Raw genomic sequence first — 18,561 nt, forward strand, 5'->3', positions numbered from 1 at the left:
GACCCACCGGGTAAAAAGTCTGTTCACTACAGCAGAACAGATACGACCATGTGAACTTGTAACACTCGAATTCCTACATCATTTATTAGATTAAACTGGATTGCTCCGGTGTCTGATCGTCGAAATTTATACGTTCTTCTCTCAAGAACGTGGCTGCTACGCTCGAAGCTATTTCGCCAACGTGTAGAAAACACCCGTTTCAGGCCGACCAGACCGCTTCAGGCGCGTCGGAATCGTGGACGACCCGACGGCGTGCAGACCCGACAGCGGCTGGATCGTCGATCTGCCAGACGCTCCGCCCCAGCACGATACCACGGGCTCCGGCGGTTATCGCACCGACAACGTCGTTGAGCATCGCTTGGACAGACTCCGACGACGGACCACCGAGAATCAGTACCGGAACCGGACCGTTCCGGACAATGGGCCCGAACGAATCGCGGTCACCGGTGTACGGTGCTTTGAGAGTATCGGCCCAGAGCACCCACCCGATCCGGCAGGCGTTTGCGACAGACTCCGCGCCAGTCTCGAAGCGGGGAGGTAGGATGTCTGTCGACGCCGTGGCGAACGTATCGGCGAATTGCCCGGCGAAGTACGGACCGAAGGGCACGCCGTCGGGGTCGCCTGCAAGCATCGCATCGAGCGTGGCCTGTGGGTCCTCGAATCCGTCTATTGCTCCCATACCGCTGCCGTGGTCCAGCGCTACGACGACCGCGTTTCCGGAGTCGGTATCGAGGCGGTCGTACCCGCTTACTCGGCGTTCCCTGGGATGACTACTTTCTTCAGCCCCTCAGCGTTACCCATCCGGTCGAACGCTGTCGGGAGGTCATCAAGCCCGATTCGTTCCGTGATGAGCGTCTCGGCGTCGATGCGGTCGTGTCGGAGCAGCGTGATCGCTCGCTCGAAGTCCTCGGTCGTCAGCGAGAACGACCCGCGGTAGTCGACCTCGTCGAAAAAGACGTCGAACGGACTGATCTCCATTGTCGAATCCTGGTCAGGAACGCCGAAAATGAGCGTCGACCCACCAGGTGCGGTCACGGCGTTGGCCTGCTCGATTGTCGGGACGAGCCCGATGGCTTCAGCGCCGACGTCGACTGGACCCCCGGCCGCTTCGGGAATCGCTTTCTCTGGGTCTTCCTCGTTGGGGTCGATGACGGCATCCGCGCCGAGGTCGGCAGCCAGTGCTCGCCGTTCGTCATCGAGTTCAGAGACGACAATCGGGGCAGCGCCCGCGTTGCGGAACGCCTGCAGGAGTAGCAGGCCGATCGGGCCAGCGCCGATGATGCCGACACTATCGCCCGGTTTGATATCGGCCTCTTCGACGCCGTGGACACAGCAGGCCAGCGGTTCGGCGAGCGCAGCCCGTTCGAAGGACATCCCGCCGATGTCCTCGACGTTGATCGCCGGGACGCGGACGTACTCGGCGAAGGCCCCGTCGAGGATGGTGTCACCGGCACCGCCGATACTCGTGTTGTTCTCACAGAGGTGCGTGTCTCCCTTCTTGCAGTACGAACAGGCGTTACAGGGCACCGTGGGGTTGATCGCGACGCGGTCACCGACGGTGAAGTTGTCGACAGCCGACCCGACTTCCGCGACTGTCCCGGCCCCTTCGTGGCCCAGGACAAGCGGTGTTTCGGCGGCGAAGGTGCCGTGGTACATGTGATAGTCGGTCATGCAGACGCTGCAGGCACCGACCTCCACGAGAACCTCGTCGTCTGCCGGGACTGGTCGATCACGCTCTTCGACGGTGATTTCGCCGACATCGATCAGCGTACTGGCGCGCATCAGTCGTCCTCCCTGGGTCGGATTGCGGTCGTCACTGCAACAGTACCTCGGTCGTGAGTTGGTGTGGCTCGGGTCATGAGTGGGTTGTGCCCGTTGCCCGCTGTCACCGACACCGTCGTCCGATTCGGTTGGATAGACAGCGGACTCGGCAGCGATCCGTACTATCCGTGTTTTCGGACCGCGTATTAAAATCTTGCCACGGCCTCCCGTAGTTGGCTGAAAAGGGGCTTGTTGGCCTTCTCATCGTTGCTCTCCGCGGTTCTCCGCGGAGCACGATGTATATTCTACGTTACAGATGATTACCTTTATTATGCATCGGTAATTCGGTAGTGACGAGGCAAACTGGCATGACAGACTCCAACAGGCGGAAGTTTCTGAAAGCGACAGGTGTGGGACTACTCGGCGGTCTCGCTGGCTGTACACGAGGCGGCGATGGCTCAGACGGAAGCGGCGGTGACGGCTCAGGTGGCAGTGACGGCAGTGACGGCGGAACCAATACCGACGGAAACGACGGTGACCTCGCGATTCCGCTGAGCGAGTACGAAGACGCCGATATCGACTGGCGGCAGTTCGAAGGTTCGTCGATCAACATCGGTGCCGTCCAGCACCCGTGGGTCGACGCGATCAAGCCCGCGGTCCCGGTCTTCGAAGAGCTGACCGGGATCGAGGTCGTCTGGAACGTCCTGCCCGAACAGCAGTTCCGGACCAAGCGCCAGACGGATGTCAGCACCGGTGCCGGGCAGTTCGACGTTTTCTACATGGATCAGGTCGTCAATCAGTTCCGCGAAGAGGGCTGGATCCAGCCGCTCGATCCGTTCTTCGACGACGACAGCCTCTTCGACGAAGACTGGTACAACACTGACGATCTCTTCGAGGCGTCGCGGTGGCAGGCCCACGGTGGCGGGTACAGCGACACCTGGACCGGAATGCCGATTACTGTGGAGGTCCAGACGCAGTTCTACCGCAAGGACCTCTACGAGAAACACGGGCTGGAGGTCGCGGAAACGCTGGAACAGTTCCGCGAAAACGCCCAGACCATCCACGAGAACGAGTCCGATGTCGTCGGTACTGTCGGCCGTGGCGACAAGGGGTACGGGATGAACATCTACATCCTGAACACGTTCCTGCGACAGAACGGTGCCGAACTATGGGACAGCTTCCCGGACGATTCCGGACTCGATTCCGACGGCGTCATCGACGCGGCCGAGTGGTACGTCAGCCTGCTACAGGACTACGGTCCGGAAGGGGCCTCGTCCCAGACCTGGTCGGACGTGCTCTCGACGATGCAGGAGGGCCGCGCCGGCCACATCGTCTCCGACGCGAACCTGTTCTGGCCCGGACTCACCGGCTCTGACTCCTCGGTCGCGGATACCGTCGGTATCGCGAAGGTGCCGAGTCCGGAAGACGGCCAGTTCTCGCCCAACGCGTTCAACTGGCAGATCTCCACGTCCAAGAACGCACAGAACTCCGAGCAGGCGTTCCTGTTCATGGTCTGGGCGTCCTCACAGCCGACCAACACCTGGATGCACGTCGAGGGCGACGCCGCGTTCTCGGTGCGCCAGTCCGTCTGGGAGAACGACGAGTTCCGCTCGCGCGTCGGCGAGAACTTCGCACAGGTCACGCTCGAATCCCTACAGGCGGCAGCGCCGGACCCGTTCGACCGCAAGTACCCCGAGTGGGGCCAGCAGTACTCCGAGGAACTGCAGCGCGCCATCACCGGGCAGAAGTCCGCCTCGGAAGCGATGACACAGGCGGCAACGACGGCCGAAGATATCTACAGCAGTTAAACCTGAGCCATACCTGAGCCACAACACATCTCACCAATGAGTACACCAACGCAAACGGAAACGGCACCCAAATCGACCTTCGCCAGGCTCCGGGACCTGTGGAACGACTATCTCCCGTACTGGTTCATGGCACCGATGGTGGCGGTGATGGTGATGATCACCTTCTTCCCCGGTGCCTACGACCTGTATCTTAGCCTGATCGCGGAGCCGACGCTGAACGTCTTCGACGCTGAGTTCGTCGGACTGCGCAACTTCCAGACGGCGTTTACCCGTGGCGGCGCGATCCACTCCTTCGTCATCACGATCACTGTCGTCGCCAGCGCACTGGCTCTCGAAACGGCCCTCGGATTCATCCTTGCCGCACTCGTCGCCGGCGTGGGCTCCGACCGGGCAAAGTCGTTCTATCGGGTGTTGTTCATCATTCCGATGGCCGTCGCGCCGGTCTCGCTTGCGACCATCGGTCGGATCATGCTGAACACCGAGATCGGTATCATCCCGTACATGATAAACACCGGAACGCCGTTCGCAGCGCCGAACTTCCTCTCTGAGTTCCCGCTGTTGACGGTGATTCTGCTGGATACGTGGAACTGGACGCCGTTCATGTTCATCATCTTCTACGCCGGGCTCTCGTCGGTGCCGAAGACGCTTATCGAGGCCTCGCGGGTCGATGGTGCGCCGATGTGGCGGCGCTACGTCCACGTCATCATTCCCTACATGAAGCCGGTCGTGTTCGTCGCGACGCTCATTCGGATGATCGACCTGTTCCGCACGTTCGGCGTTGTGTACGGGCTCACGGGCGGCGGTCCCGGGACAGCGACCCAGTTGGTGAGTATCAACATTTACGAGCAGATGTTCATCAACAACCAGATCGGGGTGGCGGCGGCGATCGCTGTCGCCTATCTCGTCTTTGTCATCGCTATCGCGAACATCGTCATCGCAAAGATCGGCTTCGAGGGGGTGTGGGACTGATGGCGACGACGGATGGCGATTCCGCGACCGCCACACAGCGACTCGACAAGGACACGCGCGAAACCCTCGTCACGGTGGTTCGCCACACCATCCTGCTGACGTGGTCGTTCATCGTGCTGTTCCCACTATACTGGCTCGCTTCGATGTCGCTGAAACCACCCGGAACGGCGAACTCGCTGCCGCCGGACTGGATCTTCCTGCCGACCGTCTACAACTACATCCAGCTGATCCAGGACTCCGGGTTCGTCGGGGCGTTCGCCAACAGCCTGTTTATGGTGTCGGCGTCGGTCGTGCTCGTGCTGTTGATCGGCGTACCGGCTGCGTACGTGCTTTCGCGGTACGACATCCCCATGGAGCGGGACGTCCTCGTGTGGATTCTCTCCTCACGGATGCTTCCGCCCATCGCCGTCGTGCTGCCGTTCTTCATCATCTTCCGGGAGCTCAATCTGTTCGACACGCGGATCGGGATGATCCTGATGTACGTGAGTATCAACCTCTCGCTCGTGGTCTGGGTGATGAAGGCGTTCTTCGACGGGATTCCCGAGACCTTGGAGGAGGCGGCCCGCGTCGATGGCGCGACCCAGTTCCAGGGCATCCGGAAAGTGGTCCTGCCGGCGGCCAAGCCGGGCATCTTCTCAGTGGCCATTATCAGTTTCATCTTCGCGTGGATAGAGCTGCTGTTCGGGCTCGTGCTGACGAGCTTCGAGGCCGTGCCGGTGACGCTGTTCGTCTACTCGTTCATCGGCTCGCGCTCCATCGAGTGGGGGATGCTGGCGGCCGCCTCGACGGCGATGATCGTCCCGGTCGTGGTCTTCCTCATCGCGGTCAACAAGTATCTCGCCGCCGGACTCAGCTTCGGTGTGGTGATCAAAGAATGAGCACGACGACCACTCGACGACAGGAATCGCTCGCAAACCACACCCCTGCGGCGGCAGTTTCAATTAGCTGCACATCGGAGGCAGAATAATGGCAAAGATCACAATCGACGACGTCACGAAACGGTTCGGAGACGACGAGGAATCGATCGTTGCGGTCGACGACGTCTCCCTGGACATCCGCGACGGCGAGTTCATCGTCTTCGTCGGGCCGTCCGGGAGCGGGAAATCGACGCTCATGCGCATCGTCGCGGGACTCGAAACCCAGACGGAAGGCGATATCCGCATCGGCGAGGACGTCGTCAATCAGCTCGGCCCGCGCGCTCGGGACATCGCGATGGTGTTCCAGAACTACGCGCTGTACCCCAACATGACCGTCGAGGAGAACATGTCCTTCGGCCTGAAGATGTCCACGGACATGTCTTCCGAAGAGATCGAGGAAGCCGTTACGTCCGCCGCGGAGATGATGGACATCGATATGCTGTTGGACGACAAGCCCGGTGAACTCTCCGGCGGGCAGCAACAGCGTGTTGCGCTCGGTCGAGCCATCGTCCGGGACCCGAACGTGTTCCTGATGGACGAGCCGCTGTCGAACCTGGACGCGAAGCTCCGGGCGGAGATGCGCACCGAGATCAACCGGCTCCAGAACGACCTCGACGTGACGACGCTGTACGTCACTCACGATCAGACGGAAGCGATGACGATGGGCGACCGGCTCGTCGTTCTCAACTACGGGGAACTTCAGCAGGTCGGGACGCCGCTGGAGTGCTTCTACCGGCCGGCCAACCAGTTCGTCGCCGGCTTCCTCGGCTCGCCGTCGATGAACTTCTTCGAAGGGGCTGTCGAGGGCGGAACGCTCCGAGCGGACGGCTTCGATTTCGACCTGACTGAGCGGATGCAGTCTGCAGTCGGGAGCCGCAACGATCTCGTCCTCGGGATCCGACCGGAGGACATGACGCTCCACGACCGGGCGAACTCGGGCCACGAGTTCGAGGCTGTTGTCGACGTCGTCGAACCGATGGGGAGCATCTCTTACGTCTACCTGCGGGCGCGGTCACAGAGCCACGAGCAGACCTTCATCGTCGAGACGGACGGCCAGCGCCCCATCAGCGAGGGCCAGCACGTCTACGTCGAGATTCCGGACCGGGACGTACACCTGTTCGACCCCGCCAGCGGCGAGACGATCCACCAGCGCCAACTCGGCGACGATGCAGAGATGGCGCTCGAAGAACAAATAAAGCCCGCCGAGTGACGGCGATACCCGTCGTCCTCTCACCCGCTACGACCGACCGTTATCTACACACGACACATGACAGACCAAGACATCGCACACTACGAGACGCGTACCGCTATCTGCGAGTACGGCCGGAGCCTGCTCGAAGACGATCTGACCACCGGGACTGGCGGAAACCTCAGTGCCCGACTCGACGAGAATCACATCGCGATCAGCCCGTCGGGAATCCCCTACGGGGAAATCGAACCCGAAGACGTTCCCGTTGCACGGATGGACGGCACTGTCGTCGAGGGCGACGTCGAACCGTCGACGGAACTGCCGATGCATCTGGCGGTCTACCGCGAACGACCCGCGGTCGGCGGCGTCGTCCACACCCACTCGCCATACGCCACGACGTTCGCCTCGCTCGGGGAGGCGATTCCCGCCTCCCACTACCTCCTCTCGTTCACCGGGACGGAGGTCCCAGTCGCCGAATACGAAACGCACGCGACCGAGAAGCTCGGCGAGGCCGCCGTCGACGCGCTGGGCGAGTCGTTCAACGCCACGCTGTTGCGCAACCACGGCGTACTGACGGCCGACGAAACGCTTGACGACGCCTACACGGTCGCGCTGATGGTCGAGTACTGTGCCCGCATCCACCACCAGGCCCGGGCTATCGGCGAGCCGGAGATCCTCCCGGACGAGGAGATCGACCGGCTGGCCGACAAGCTCGACAGCTACGGGCAGTGACTCTCCCGATTGACCGATGAACCACGTCGCTATCGACATCGGTGCGAGCGGCGGAACGGTGTTTCTCGGCGAAGTGACCGAGACCTCGTTCACCGTCCGGGAAGTACATCGGTTCGACAATCGACCCGTCGAACGGGACGGTCGGTACGTCTGGGACGTCGACGCGCTAGTTGACCACATCGGGGACGGCATCCGTGCGGCCGACGACAACGCAGACCGCCTCGATACGGTCGGTATCGACACGTGGGGGCTTGATTTCGGGCTCATGGCCGACGGCGAACTGCTCCGGGATCCAGTCTCCTACCGCGACCCCGACTCGACGGCCACACGCGAGCGGGTGTTCGAGGCCGTCGGAAAGCGGCGGCTGTTCGACGCGACCGGCATCACGAACTGGAACACGCCGAACACGCTGTGGCAGCTCCACACCATCGCCGAGCGCGAGCCCGACCTTCTCAAAGCGAGCGACGGCTTGCTCATGATGCCACAGCTGCTCTCTGCACGGATAGGGGGACAGCCTGCAGGCGAGATAACGATAGCCTCGACGACGCAGATGGTGGACCCGGAGCGTCGAGCGTGGGCCACCGACCTGCTCGACGAGCTATCGGTCCCGACGGATCTCCTCCCGGACCTGTCCGAAGCCGGCCAGCGTCTTGGGACCGTCGACGAGACCGCCGTCTCGGGGCTGTCTTCGCCGCCGGAAATAGTGACGCCGGCGAGCCACGACACGGCGGCGGCTGTCGCCGGGCTCCCGCTGGTCGAGGACGCTGCGTTCCTCAACACCGGGTCGTGGTTCGTTCTCGGCGTCGAGCGCGATACACCAGTGCGGACAGACGACGCCTTCGAGCAAGCGGTCTCGAACGAACTCGGTGTCGACGGGACCGTCCGGCTCCTGAAGAACATCAACGGCTTCTTCATGCTCGAAGAATGCCGCGAAGCGTGGCGCGAGGCGGGTGAATCGGTCGAGTACGAGACGCTGCTGTCGGCCGCCGAAGAGGCCCCGTCGCGGGCCACACTCGTCGATACGGACGCCGAGACGTTCGGCATCGACGAGCCGATGCCCGAGCAGATCCGGGCCTACTGCCGCCGAACGGACCAGCCCGTCCCGACGGGGCAGGGCGGCATCGTCCGCTGTCTCCTCGACAGCCTGGCGGCGAAAACGGCGCTGGAACTCGACGCGCTCGCGGCAGTCGTCGAGGAGCCTCCGGCGCGTATCGTGCTTGGTGGCGGCGGTGTGAGAAACGAACTGTTCTGTCAGCTACTGGCCGACGCCACCGACCGCCCGGTATCGACTGGCCCAGTCGAGGCGACGGCTGTCGGCAACGTCCTCACGCAGGCCGTCGCCGCCGGCACAATCCCGGATATCGAGAGCGGACGGGAATTAGTTGAATCGGCCTTCGAGACGGCGACGTACGAGCCACAGGCTGGTGGCGAGTGGGCCGACACAAAAGACCGACTGGCTGCACTGACCGACGATTCGTCGTCCGCGGACTGACGCTCACCGCGAGGTGTAGCCGCCGTCCATCACGACGGTCGACCCCGTCATGTACGACGACGCGTCCGACGCGAGGTAGACGACGAGTTCTTTCAGCTCTTCTGGTCGGCCGAGCCGCCCCATCGGCGTGTTCTCCACCCACGTCTCCTCCATATCGGGGTTCTCTTCGAGCACCTCGTCGACGAGTTCGGTTCGCATGTAGCCGGGTGCTATGGCGTTGACGCGGACGCCCCGGTCGCCCCATTCCACAGCCAGGGACTGGGTCAACATCCTGACACCGGCTTTCGTCGTGTTGTAGCTGGCCTGTTTCTGCGGGACGTTCACGTCGAACCCCGACATCGAGGAGATGTTGACGATGCGTCCCTCGCCCCGGTCGAGCATCTGTTGGCCGACGTGCTTGGCACAGAGGAAGACGCCGTCGAGGTTGACCGACACCACACGCCGCCAGGATTCGATGCTCGTCTCCTCCGCCGGGGAGTTCTCGACGATACCGGCGTTGTTGACGAGCACGTCAATCGGCCCCAGGCGGTCGGTCACGTCCTCGACCATCGCCTCCACCGAGGCCTCGTCTGTCACGTCGACCTCCGTTGCGATGACGTCCGTCTCGCCGTCGAGTTCCTCAGCCGTCTGGGAGGCCTTGTCGATGTTCACGTCCGCGATAGCCACGTCGGCCCCCATCTCGGTGAGGCCGGTCGCCATCTGTTTGCCGAGGCCCTGTGCCGCACCGGTGACGATAGCTGTCTCTCCGTCGAGGGAGAAACTGTCAAGTACACTCATGCGTACGCTTGGTGCTCCGGTAGCCTCCAGCATAAATGTACGCCTCTCTCTGTCACGGTCTCCTGTGGTCCAGTAGTCGGAGCCAGTCATTACAAGTACTCCCTCGCAGATAACATAGCCATGCAAATCACCGACTTCGAACTGTTCGCCGTGCCGCCGCGGTGGTTGCTCCTGAAGCTGGAAACTGACGAGGGGATCGTCGGGTGGGGCGAGCCGATTGTTCAGGGTCGGCTGGAGACGGTTCGGGCTGCAGTTACCGAACTCATCGAGGCGTACCTCCTCGGGGCCGACCCGCTCCGAACCGAGTACCACTGGCGAAAGCTCTATCAGAGCGGTTACTTCCGGGGCGGGCCGATACTCATGAGCGCGCTCGCGGGCATCGATCACGCGCTCTGGGACATCAAAGGGCGACATTACGGCGCACCGGTCCACGAACTCCTCGGCGGGCACGTCCGCGATAAGCTGCTCGTCTACCAGTGGCTCGGTGGCGATGATCCCGAAGACGTGGCTGTCGCCGCACGAGAGGACCGGGAACGCGGCTACAGAGCGTTCAAGTTCAACTTCGCCAGGGAGTTTCGGCCGATTGAGACGCCGAATGCCGTCGAGCATGCGGTTGAGCGTGTCGCGGCGATCCGTGACGCAGTCGGTGACGACGCCCTCGTCGGTGTCGACTTCCACGGCCGCGTCTCGAAACCGATGGCCGCCGATCTCGTCGAGCGCCTCGAACAGTTCGATCTGATGTTCATCGACCAGCCGTTGCTCCCCGAACACGACGACTCGTTTGCCAGTATCGCCGAGCGGACGACTGTCCCGATAGCGACTGGCGAACGGTTCTACTCGCGCTATGACTTCAAGCGACTCCTCGTCGATGACGCGGTGTCGATTATCCAGCCCGACGTGACCCACGTCGGTGGCATCAGCGAGATGCGCAAGGTCGCGTCGATGGCGGAAGCGTTCGACGTGGCCGTCGTTCCGCACTGCCCGCTCGGCCCCATCGCGTTCGCGGCGAGCCTGCAGGTCGGGTTCTGCGCACAGAACGTCGTGTTACACGAACAGGACCTCGACCTGCACGATCCGACGACGAGCCAGCGGCTCAAGGTGCTGGAGGACCCGGAGACGTTCCAGTTCGAGGACGGCTACGTCAAGCGACCGACCGGCCCCGGACTCGGTATCGATATCGACGAAGGCCTCATCCGCGAACTGGCACAGACTCAGGTCAACTGGTACAATCCGGTCTGGCACCACGAGGACGGGAGCGTCGCGGAGTGGTAGCTGGACACGGCGACCGAAAGGGGCGGCCCACCCTGTGTATTTTTATGGCTCTGTTCCGTGCCCACAGGTATGCGAACCGCTGTCTTGACAGAGCCGACTGAGTTCGAACTGGAGGATCGTCCCAGACCGTCGCCCGGCCCGGACGACGTACTCGTTGCCGTGCGCGACGTGGGTATCTGTGGCTCCGACGTCCACTACTACGAACACGGTCGTATCGGCGACTACGTCGTCGAAGACCCGCTCGTCCTCGGACACGAGAGCGCCGGTGAGGTCGTCGAAGTCGGCGAGAACGTTACTGATCACGAACCGGGCGACCGCGTCGCGCTCGAACCCGGCGTTCCCTGCCGGCGCTGTGCCCACTGCAAGCGCGGCGACTACCACCTCTGTGAATCGGTTCGGTTCATGGCGACGCCGCCGCATGACGGCGCGTTCACGGAGTACGTCTCGTGGCCGGCCGACTTCGCCTACACGCTCCCGGAGTCCGTTTCCACCGCCGAGGGGGCGCTGTGCGAACCCCTTTCGGTCGGGATTCACGCCTGTCGCCGTGGTAGCGTCGGAACCGGCGATACGGTGCTGATAACCGGAGCAGGCCCTATCGGGCTGATGGTACTGGAGGCCGCGCGCGCAGCGGGCGCGACGGACGTAATCATGACCGACGTGGTCGACGAAAAGCTGGCGTTCGCTGAAGAGCGTGGAGCGGACCTGACTGTCAACGTTACCGAGACGGATCTCGACGGGGCGGTCGCCGAGTACACTGACGGAGTCGGTGCCGATGTCGTCGTCGAAGCCTCCGGCGCGGAGCCGTCGATCCAATCGACGATTGACGTGGTCCGTCGGGGCGGCACGGTCGTGCTGGTCGGACTCGCCAGCGAAGCGGAGGTCCCGATCGACGTGCTGGAACTCATCGACAACGAAGTCGATGTCCACGGTTCGTTCCGGTACAAGAACACCTACGATGCGGCTGTCGACCTGTTGGCCGACGGCGAAGTCGACGTCGAAGGGATAATCGACTTCGAATCCGGACTCGAAGACATCGACGACGCCTTCCGGCGAGCGATGGAGCCGACGGTCGTCAAGGGCATGATATCACTCGATTCGTGACCGTCGCTATACGGAAAGCCAGAGATCGACACGAAGTCCCCATATGACAGATATACAGATATAATTCTATAGTTGGAATAGTCTCAGTAAGCTTCGGTGTATACACGATTTCTGCCGTAACTCTGAATCAGCCATTAAGCGGTTAGCTACATGAAAGCATGGTCTGGAGGTGTTTGAAACCGATAATTTGGTCTTCTATGGAATCAGCGTGCCCGAAAACACTCTCCGAACGGCACACCTCACCTGTACAGCCATTTAGCGAAATATAATGTTCTACTAATAGTATATTTTTGAATATCTATAAATTTCGAAATACTTCAGGTATGCTTGGTGAGATGACCTATCAGAGTGGCGTGCCCGAGTGAGATACCCATGCACTGTTAGTAGCCCAACCGTTATACCCCGCAACCGTTGTGAGCGGATATGGACCTGTCTGTCGTCGATCTCTCTCCGGTACCGGATGACGGAACTGCGACTGCTGCGTATGCGAACACTGTCGATGCGGCCAAACAGGCCGAGCGACTGGGCTATTCCCGGTTCTGGGTGGCGGAACACCACGGGATGGGAGAGACGCTTGCAGGGACAACACCCGAGGTGCTGCTCGGAAACCTCGCCGCCGAAACCGACTCGATCCGGCTCGGATCGGGGGCGGTCCTCCTCAACCACTACAGCCCGTTCAAAGTCGCGGAGCTGTTCGGCTCCCTCGACGGACTTGCTCCCGGACGAATAGACGCGGGGCTTGGACGGGCAAACGGGTCTCCGGCCGCGGACCGCGCGCTCGGGACGGATCGCCGCGTCCGAAACCCCGACGAAGACCACGCCGAAAAAATCGAAGCCGTCGTTTCGCACCTCTACGACAGCTACCCGGACGGACACGCGTACAGTGACCTGGAAATTCCCCGTTCAGATGCGGAGACACCTGTGCCGTGGGTTCTCGGGTCGAGTCCGTCGAGCGCCGCGCTGGCCGGCGAACTCGGCCTGCGCTACTGTTTCGCCGCGTTCATTCGACCGGGGTTGGCCACCCGTTCGTTCAAGGAGTACCGGAACCGCTTCGAATCCTCGGAGTTGGCCGGCGGCGTCGACGAGCCACAGGGAATGGTCGCGGTGAACGCGGTCTGTGGCGAGACCGACGAAGCGGCGGCGCGGCTCCGCGCCGTGGCCGAAGCGTCGTTCAAACGAATGGAGCGGGGGGTCGTCGGCACGACTCCATCGGTCGAGGAAGCTATCGACGAACTCGGGACGGTTCCCGAACCGACGCCTGCCACGCTGGACCCCGGTGAGTGGCCGCGCGCGATCTCCGGCAGCCCGGACACGCTCAGCGGCCTTCTCGACCAACTGGCTGATCGAGTCGAAGTCGACGAAGTGATGATCCAGCACGTCGTCGGCGATCACGATGACGCGCTCCGATCCCACGAGTTGCTCGCAGACGGTGTCGGCCTCACACCGCGCTAACTCTCTATTGGCGTGGAACGTAAACGGAACGCTGTAGAATAATATCAGAAATATGGATTATGCCAGTAAATATTCACTCGAAAGTTCCAGTTTGTATTGTTAGTACTTTAAATTACTATATATGGGGGTGCAATTCTCTAATTAAATATATTTGACGTAGGCAGGATTTTTCTCAGTGGTTTCTATTTTGAAAACTCATTATATAGCTGCAAAGAGTTAGCGTGACAGCGATTCCGGATACCACCTGTTCGGACCAGCTTAGTCGTCTGCGGCCGCGGGTGCGACCGGTTCCACTGATTCAGCGTCGGACACCGCAGACGCGGGCGACCACTCCAGGTCGCGCTCGTACTCGAAGGCGCGGTGGTCCTGCGTGGGGTCGACGACTGTCAGCGAGAGCCAGTTGTTGTCGAGTAGGTCCGCCAGTTCCGCATGGTCAGCGAGGACATCCTTGACGCGGTCGACCGGCGCGTGGATGACCGTCGAGAGGCGGAGCGGCTGGTGGTATGGATCGTCGTCGGCAGCCATGAGCGACTGCAGCGGCAGGCCGGTCATCAGGTCACCGCCGTTGCCCTGATAGACGCCGACGTTGCCGACGGGGTTGTGGGTAACCTTCGACCCGCTCCCGTAGACGGCGTTGTCGACCGTCGAGAAGTAGTACTGGGTGTTGATCCACTGCGTGACGACCATGGGGCCGGTGAGTATCGCCGCCAGTGCATCGCCGTCGGGGTCAGTCGACCAGTCGTAGGAGTGGAGGAACGCGCGGCCGTCGAGGTGGACGCCGCTCGTCAGTTCACGGGGCCCGACGACGAAGCCGGCGTTGCCAGCTAAGCCCCATTCGGGGCGGGTCTCGGCCCAGTCGGCGGCGCGGCGCTCCGTCTCGCTGACCCCCGACACGCTGTCGGAACGCATCGATGCGGCACGTTCGGCGGCCGCGTCCTCGCGGGCGGTGGCGAGGTCGGCGCGCAGTTGCGCCAGGTCGTCGGCGTGGCTCGCGGGCACGTCGCTGTCGTACAGTTTCACCTCGTCGGTCGTCGTGTTGTGTTCGGCGGCGAGGAAGACAGTGTCGTCGGGGATTTCGAAACCGCGGTCGCGGAGCGCGGACCTGACTTCGGTGTCGTTACAGATCTTCGCCAGCACGCGGGCGTTGGGGCCGCCAGGGTTGCCGGCACAGGCACCACAGTCCAGGCTCGAATCGTAGGGGTTGTTGGTCGTCTCGCTGGCGTGCCCGGTGAAGACGACGAGGCGGCTGAACGTCTCCCAGCCCATGAGGTCGAACGCCGTGGCGGCGTACTCGACCTTCTCGTCGGTAGTCATCCCCACCGGCAGATCACCGGCGTAGGTGTGCTGGTGGTGGACGAGCGGCTCACAGAACTCGTGTTCGTCAGGGACCGAGTCGTCGGCCGCGTCGAACAGGGCAGACACGCGCCCGGGGACGAGTGTGCGAGCCGCGAGCGCGAGGCCGTACCCGCCCCCGGCAGTCTCGACGTAGCCGTAGGCCGTGGCGGCGTTGGCCTCCAGCGTCTCGATGATTTCGTCGGCCGTCTCACGGATGCCTGACAAGCGGTCATGGCGCTCCCGGGTGTCGTCGTCGGTCGGCACGGCGGTGACGTGGTGCTGCGGGTCGAGAATCGGCGGACAGGCATCGACAGATACGTCGGCATCGTATCCCTGGTACTCCATCGGAATCCCGAAGAAACCAGCGTACCCATGGGTCTCGTAGTCGCCCGCATCCTCGATGTGGCAGCGGATGATCTCCGAGCGGGTGTCGATACAGAAGACCAACTGGGCGTCCGGGCGGCCCGACGAGTCGCTGTCGGCGAGCGACTGACTCTCTGCGGCGACGGTCGCAACGAGGTCGCCGCGGTAGGTCGCCTCCCAGGCACGCAGGAACGCTCCGGCGAGTTCGGCGGCCGGGTCCGGGTCGATGCTGTCGTTCGCGGGGGCGATGTCAGCACCGACGGCATCGAGCAGAGCCAGACGCGCCGCGAGGTACCCCGCGAGCGAAATCGGGTAGGTTGACTGCCATTCCCCCCCGTCGTCGGCGCGCTGCTTGATGAGTCCCGTCCAGCCCGGGAGAGCAGCCAGTTGCTCCTCGAAAATCGGCACCCACTGGCTCTCCGAGTACGGCGCAAGTACCGTTTCGATGGTCTCAGCCGGTGTCTCGGGTAGGTCGGCAACGATCCCTTCGTCGGGGATCTCGCCGTCGTGCTCGGCCACTCCGCGGAAGGCGGTGTAAAACCCCGCTTCGCGGTTCGGCATCGACCAGTGGGCGCTCCCTTCATCGAGGAACGCCGACAACCATTTGCTCAGCACCTGGTCGACGCGGTCCGTCGCGGGGTCCGAGTCACCGTCCGTCGCGTCGGTCGCGTTGGCCATGTGATCGAGCAGGACCTCTGGGTCGTCCTCGTAGCCGAGCTCGGAGAGCTCCGCATCGAGAATCTCCGGGTCTATCTGACCACGCTGTAGCGCCGCACGGAACGTCTCGGCACTGGGGTAGCCACGGCCGCCAAGCAGGTCGGCTGCCTGCGTGACTGCCTCGCTAAATGGCTGGTCTTCGAACCCCGCGAGGGGGTTTGCCGTCACGAACGAGTGGATGGGCCAGCAGGAGGCGACGGTGGTCGCTGCGGTGTCGATGCTGTCGTGAATGGTGGGTTCAGTACTCATTGTAGTCCTCCGTAGCGGTCAGCACAGTGTCGGCTGCCGGTTGCCCAGCGTTCAGCAGCGCCACGTAGAGGCGCTGGCTGCGCTCGTGAACCCCGGTCTCGATACCGAGGTAGATGCCGACGAAGACGACGGCGATGATGCCGTGCAACAGGGTCAGTTCGGTCGTTGCCGGACTGACGGGCATGAGCCCGGAGACGCCCGTATAGACCGCGCCGTAGATAGCGATTGCCGGGAAGAAGACTACCGGGACAGCCCCGTAGCGGGCCGCCGTCGGAAGCGAGGTGTGTTGTACGGCACTGCGTGCCGCGTGCAGCGTCGTGAATACCACAAAGAAGGTCAGTAGGAGACCGCTGTCGACCTTCGTCCCTTTCCCTGTCAGGACCGCAAACAGTGCGCCGCCGGCGAGGCCGGTCAGCAGCGTGACGACGATACCGAGGACGGTGGTCGTCGTCCCGACCGTGTGCGGCGTCCCCTCACTCGGGGCAGTGTGTTCGACCTGTCCACCAGCGCTGAGGAACTGGTAGGCCTTGTAGAAGCCGTGCAGGATGAGATGCGTGATCGCGGCCCCGAAGAAGCCGAGGCCGGCCTGCATGATCATGAAGCCCATCTGACCGACCGTCGAACAGCCGAGTTTCCCCTTGATATCCGTCTGGACCGACTTCAGGAGTTTCCCGCCGATGGCGCTGGCACCGCCGACGGCGACGATTGCAAGCATGAGCGCGGGGTCGACGGTGATGACCGGCGCGAAGCGAGTCAGCAGGATGCCGCCCGCGTTGACGAACCCGGCATGCATCAGCGCCGAGGCGGGCGTCGGCGCGGTCATCGAAGAGAGGAGCCAGCCGTGGAACGGGATCAAGGCGGACTGGATCATCGCCGCAAGCACGAGCGCGCCGGCGGCGACCAGCCACACCGGGCCAGCAACTGTGTCGGCACTCGCCGTAATCCCGGATATCGTGGTCGCATCGGTCGCCCACCACAGCGCCGTTAGCGCGACGGCGAGGAGCGCGCTGCTGGCGAGGAAGTACTTGCCGGCGACCCCCGCGGCCGCCTGTGCTTGGTCCCAGCCACTGACGATACCGATGAGTTTGGCCATCAGCAGCCCCATCGCCAGCCACAGCGCCCCGAACAGGGCGAAGTGGTCAGCCGCGACCAGCCCCATCACGACCACTGTGAATCCGAATACGGTGGCGAAAAAGGGCGTTTTGAGAGAACTACCCGCCATGTAGCGGCGCGAGTAGCTGTGAACGATACCGCTGAAGAAGGCGACGACCACCCACATCAGGACAGTCAGCCCGTCGATGGCGATCACACCTGGGATCTCCCATCCGAACCCGGTCCGGAGTCGGACGGCAAGCACAGCGACGCTCGCGGCAAACATCGACCACACGAGCCATGTGAGTGCGACGGGCACGAGCGGCGATTCCACCGTCGTGTCCGGGAGTGATCCAACCGTCGTCGGTGAGTTGCGTCCTGACATCGTTGTTCGTGACCCAGAACGGCAATCACGGAAGTGATTGACCAATTCTGGTTGTCTTCATCTCTATTGCGAACGGACTGGTTATTAAATCCTTCTATACTACCAATTTGTTCCTAAAATAGTGTATTATAGAACATTATGATTTTGAAAGAGACAACTGTGGTGGGAACGTTGCCTGGAGATTAGACACGGAACCTCACGGACTGTATCCGGAGATATAAGAACCGAATTTCCACTTACACGTGCGTGGCTCCGATCTTCGGAACTGCTTCGCTGTTGGAAGAAGAAAGATTACCGGATCGTTCGGCGGACTGAGCTAAAGAACCAGTTTGTTATCACAATCGTATCGGTCACCCTGCCCGCCTATTCGATTGGATAGTCCCGCACACACTGTCGATTGGCCCACATCTACGAGACAGGGAACGCGTCGTCAGTTAAGCTCTGTCCCCGGAATCGAACTTGCCGAAAGGCGTCGTCTCGTGGCTCCGGACGAGTACTTCGTCGGCCACCGTCAGGCCCAAATCGAGAAGCGATTGCGCGACGGGCGTGATATCGCTATCCGACTCACCGACAACCGTCACGAGAAGGTTCTGTTCACCGGTGACGAGTTCCTGTACCGAGACGACACCGTCTATCTCCAGGATCTCAGGGATCAACTCGCCTCGTTCGGGGATCGCCGCAGTGCAGTAGAGCAACATCCGGAGTGGATAGCCCGCCTGCTGGTAGTCGACGTCAGCGCTGTACCCTTTGATTATACCGCTTGATTCGAGACGGTTGATTCGCTTGCGGACGGTGCTGCCCGAAGTATCGGTTCGCTCCGCCATATCACCGGACGACATGTTCCGGGCATCCTCCTGTAGCGCGTACAGAATCGCCCTGTCCACGTCGTCGATTTCCTCGTCAGCCATACGTGTGTGTCCGCAACAAAGGCACTTTACTTTTGTACGTTA

At 62.3% G+C, this 18,561-nt stretch carries 15 protein-coding genes; 9 read left to right on the top strand and 6 right to left on the bottom strand.

Going from position 1 to position 18,561, the window contains the following annotated elements; translation table 11 throughout:
• Positions 1 to 199: 199 nt before the first annotated feature.
• Both ACY9XZ_RS14835 and ACY9XZ_RS14840 read right to left on the bottom strand, forming a co-directional pair.
• A complete protein-coding gene (locus ACY9XZ_RS14835; protein WP_463457797.1) occupies positions 200 to 679 on the bottom strand; it encodes a beta/alpha barrel domain-containing protein in 480 nt (159 codons plus the stop codon).
• Positions 680 to 747: 68 nt separating this feature from the next.
• On the bottom strand, positions 748 to 1,782 hold the full coding sequence (locus tag ACY9XZ_RS14840) for a galactitol-1-phosphate 5-dehydrogenase (RefSeq protein ID WP_463457798.1): 1,035 nt from the start codon (positions 1,780 to 1,782) through the stop codon (positions 748 to 750).
• A 347-nt stretch (positions 1,783 to 2,129) separates the two neighbouring features.
• Between ACY9XZ_RS14840 and ACY9XZ_RS14845 the strand changes: the two genes are divergently transcribed.
• The 6 genes from ACY9XZ_RS14845 to ACY9XZ_RS14870 all read left to right on the top strand — a co-directional run bounded on the left by ACY9XZ_RS14845 (position 2,130) and on the right by ACY9XZ_RS14870 (position 8,868).
• A complete protein-coding gene (locus ACY9XZ_RS14845) occupies positions 2,130 to 3,569 on the top strand; it encodes an ABC transporter substrate-binding protein (protein ID WP_463457799.1) in 1,440 nt (479 codons plus the stop codon).
• 36 nt (positions 3,570 to 3,605) lie between these two features.
• Positions 3,606 to 4,538 (top strand): carbohydrate ABC transporter permease, encoded by a 933-nt coding sequence (locus ACY9XZ_RS14850; protein ID WP_463457800.1) that lies wholly within the window; start codon positions 3,606 to 3,608, stop codon positions 4,536 to 4,538.
• Complete coding sequence (locus tag ACY9XZ_RS14855; protein WP_463457801.1) at positions 4,538 to 5,416, top strand: carbohydrate ABC transporter permease; 879 nt, start codon at positions 4,538 to 4,540, stop codon at positions 5,414 to 5,416. Before ACY9XZ_RS14850 ends, ACY9XZ_RS14855 begins: the two co-directional genes overlap by 1 nt.
• Positions 5,417 to 5,504: 88 nt before the next feature.
• Complete coding sequence (locus ACY9XZ_RS14860) at positions 5,505 to 6,665, top strand: ABC transporter ATP-binding protein (protein ID WP_463457802.1); 1,161 nt, start codon at positions 5,505 to 5,507, stop codon at positions 6,663 to 6,665.
• 57 nt (positions 6,666 to 6,722) lie between these two features.
• Complete coding sequence (locus ACY9XZ_RS14865; RefSeq protein WP_463457803.1) at positions 6,723 to 7,376, top strand: class II aldolase/adducin family protein; 654 nt, start codon at positions 6,723 to 6,725, stop codon at positions 7,374 to 7,376.
• A 16-nt stretch (positions 7,377 to 7,392) separates the two neighbouring features.
• The gene (locus tag ACY9XZ_RS14870; RefSeq protein ID WP_463457804.1) at positions 7,393 to 8,868 is read left to right on the top strand and encodes a rhamnulokinase; all 1,476 of its coding nucleotides are present in this window, start codon (positions 7,393 to 7,395) and stop codon (positions 8,866 to 8,868) included.
• A 3-nt stretch (positions 8,869 to 8,871) separates the two neighbouring features.
• On the opposite strand, the gene ACY9XZ_RS14875 is transcribed toward ACY9XZ_RS14870, so the two are convergent.
• Positions 8,872 to 9,645 carry an SDR family NAD(P)-dependent oxidoreductase gene (locus tag ACY9XZ_RS14875; protein WP_463457805.1) on the bottom strand — a complete coding sequence of 258 codons (774 nt, stop codon included), beginning with the start codon at positions 9,643 to 9,645 and terminating at the stop codon, positions 8,872 to 8,874.
• Between the two features lie 120 nt (positions 9,646 to 9,765).
• On the opposite strand from ACY9XZ_RS14875, the gene dgoD reads away from it, so the two are divergent.
• The 3 genes from dgoD to ACY9XZ_RS14890 all read left to right on the top strand — a co-directional run bounded on the left by dgoD (position 9,766) and on the right by ACY9XZ_RS14890 (position 13,470).
• Positions 9,766 to 10,917, top strand: coding sequence for a galactonate dehydratase (gene dgoD / locus ACY9XZ_RS14880; protein WP_463457806.1), 1,152 nt, complete (start codon positions 9,766 to 9,768; stop codon positions 10,915 to 10,917).
• A gap of 69 nt (positions 10,918 to 10,986) precedes the next feature.
• The gene (locus ACY9XZ_RS14885) at positions 10,987 to 12,018 is read left to right on the top strand and encodes an NAD(P)-dependent alcohol dehydrogenase (protein ID WP_463457807.1); all 1,032 of its coding nucleotides are present in this window, start codon (positions 10,987 to 10,989) and stop codon (positions 12,016 to 12,018) included.
• Positions 12,019 to 12,441: 423 nt separating this feature from the next.
• The gene (locus tag ACY9XZ_RS14890) at positions 12,442 to 13,470 is read left to right on the top strand and encodes an LLM class flavin-dependent oxidoreductase (RefSeq protein WP_463457808.1); all 1,029 of its coding nucleotides are present in this window, start codon (positions 12,442 to 12,444) and stop codon (positions 13,468 to 13,470) included.
• 258 nt (positions 13,471 to 13,728) lie between these two features.
• Here ACY9XZ_RS14890 and ACY9XZ_RS14895 read toward each other — a convergent pair whose 3' ends face one another.
• From ACY9XZ_RS14895 to ACY9XZ_RS14905, 3 genes are all read right to left on the bottom strand, one after another.
• Positions 13,729 to 16,134 (bottom strand): DUF2309 domain-containing protein, encoded by a 2,406-nt coding sequence (locus ACY9XZ_RS14895; protein ID WP_463457809.1) that lies wholly within the window; start codon positions 16,132 to 16,134, stop codon positions 13,729 to 13,731.
• Positions 16,124 to 17,611: a proton-conducting transporter transmembrane domain-containing protein gene (locus ACY9XZ_RS14900; protein WP_463457810.1), complete on the bottom strand. Its 1,488-nt coding sequence runs from the start codon at positions 17,609 to 17,611 to the stop codon at positions 16,124 to 16,126. Before ACY9XZ_RS14900 ends, ACY9XZ_RS14895 begins: the two co-directional genes overlap by 11 nt.
• A 434-nt stretch (positions 17,612 to 18,045) precedes the next feature.
• Entirely contained in the window at positions 18,046 to 18,519 is a 474-nt protein-coding gene (locus ACY9XZ_RS14905) for an Lrp/AsnC family transcriptional regulator (RefSeq protein WP_463457811.1), read from the bottom strand.
• Between the last annotated feature and the right edge of the window lie 42 nt (positions 18,520 to 18,561).

The organism is Haloarcula sp. HT12 (assembly GCF_055271655.1).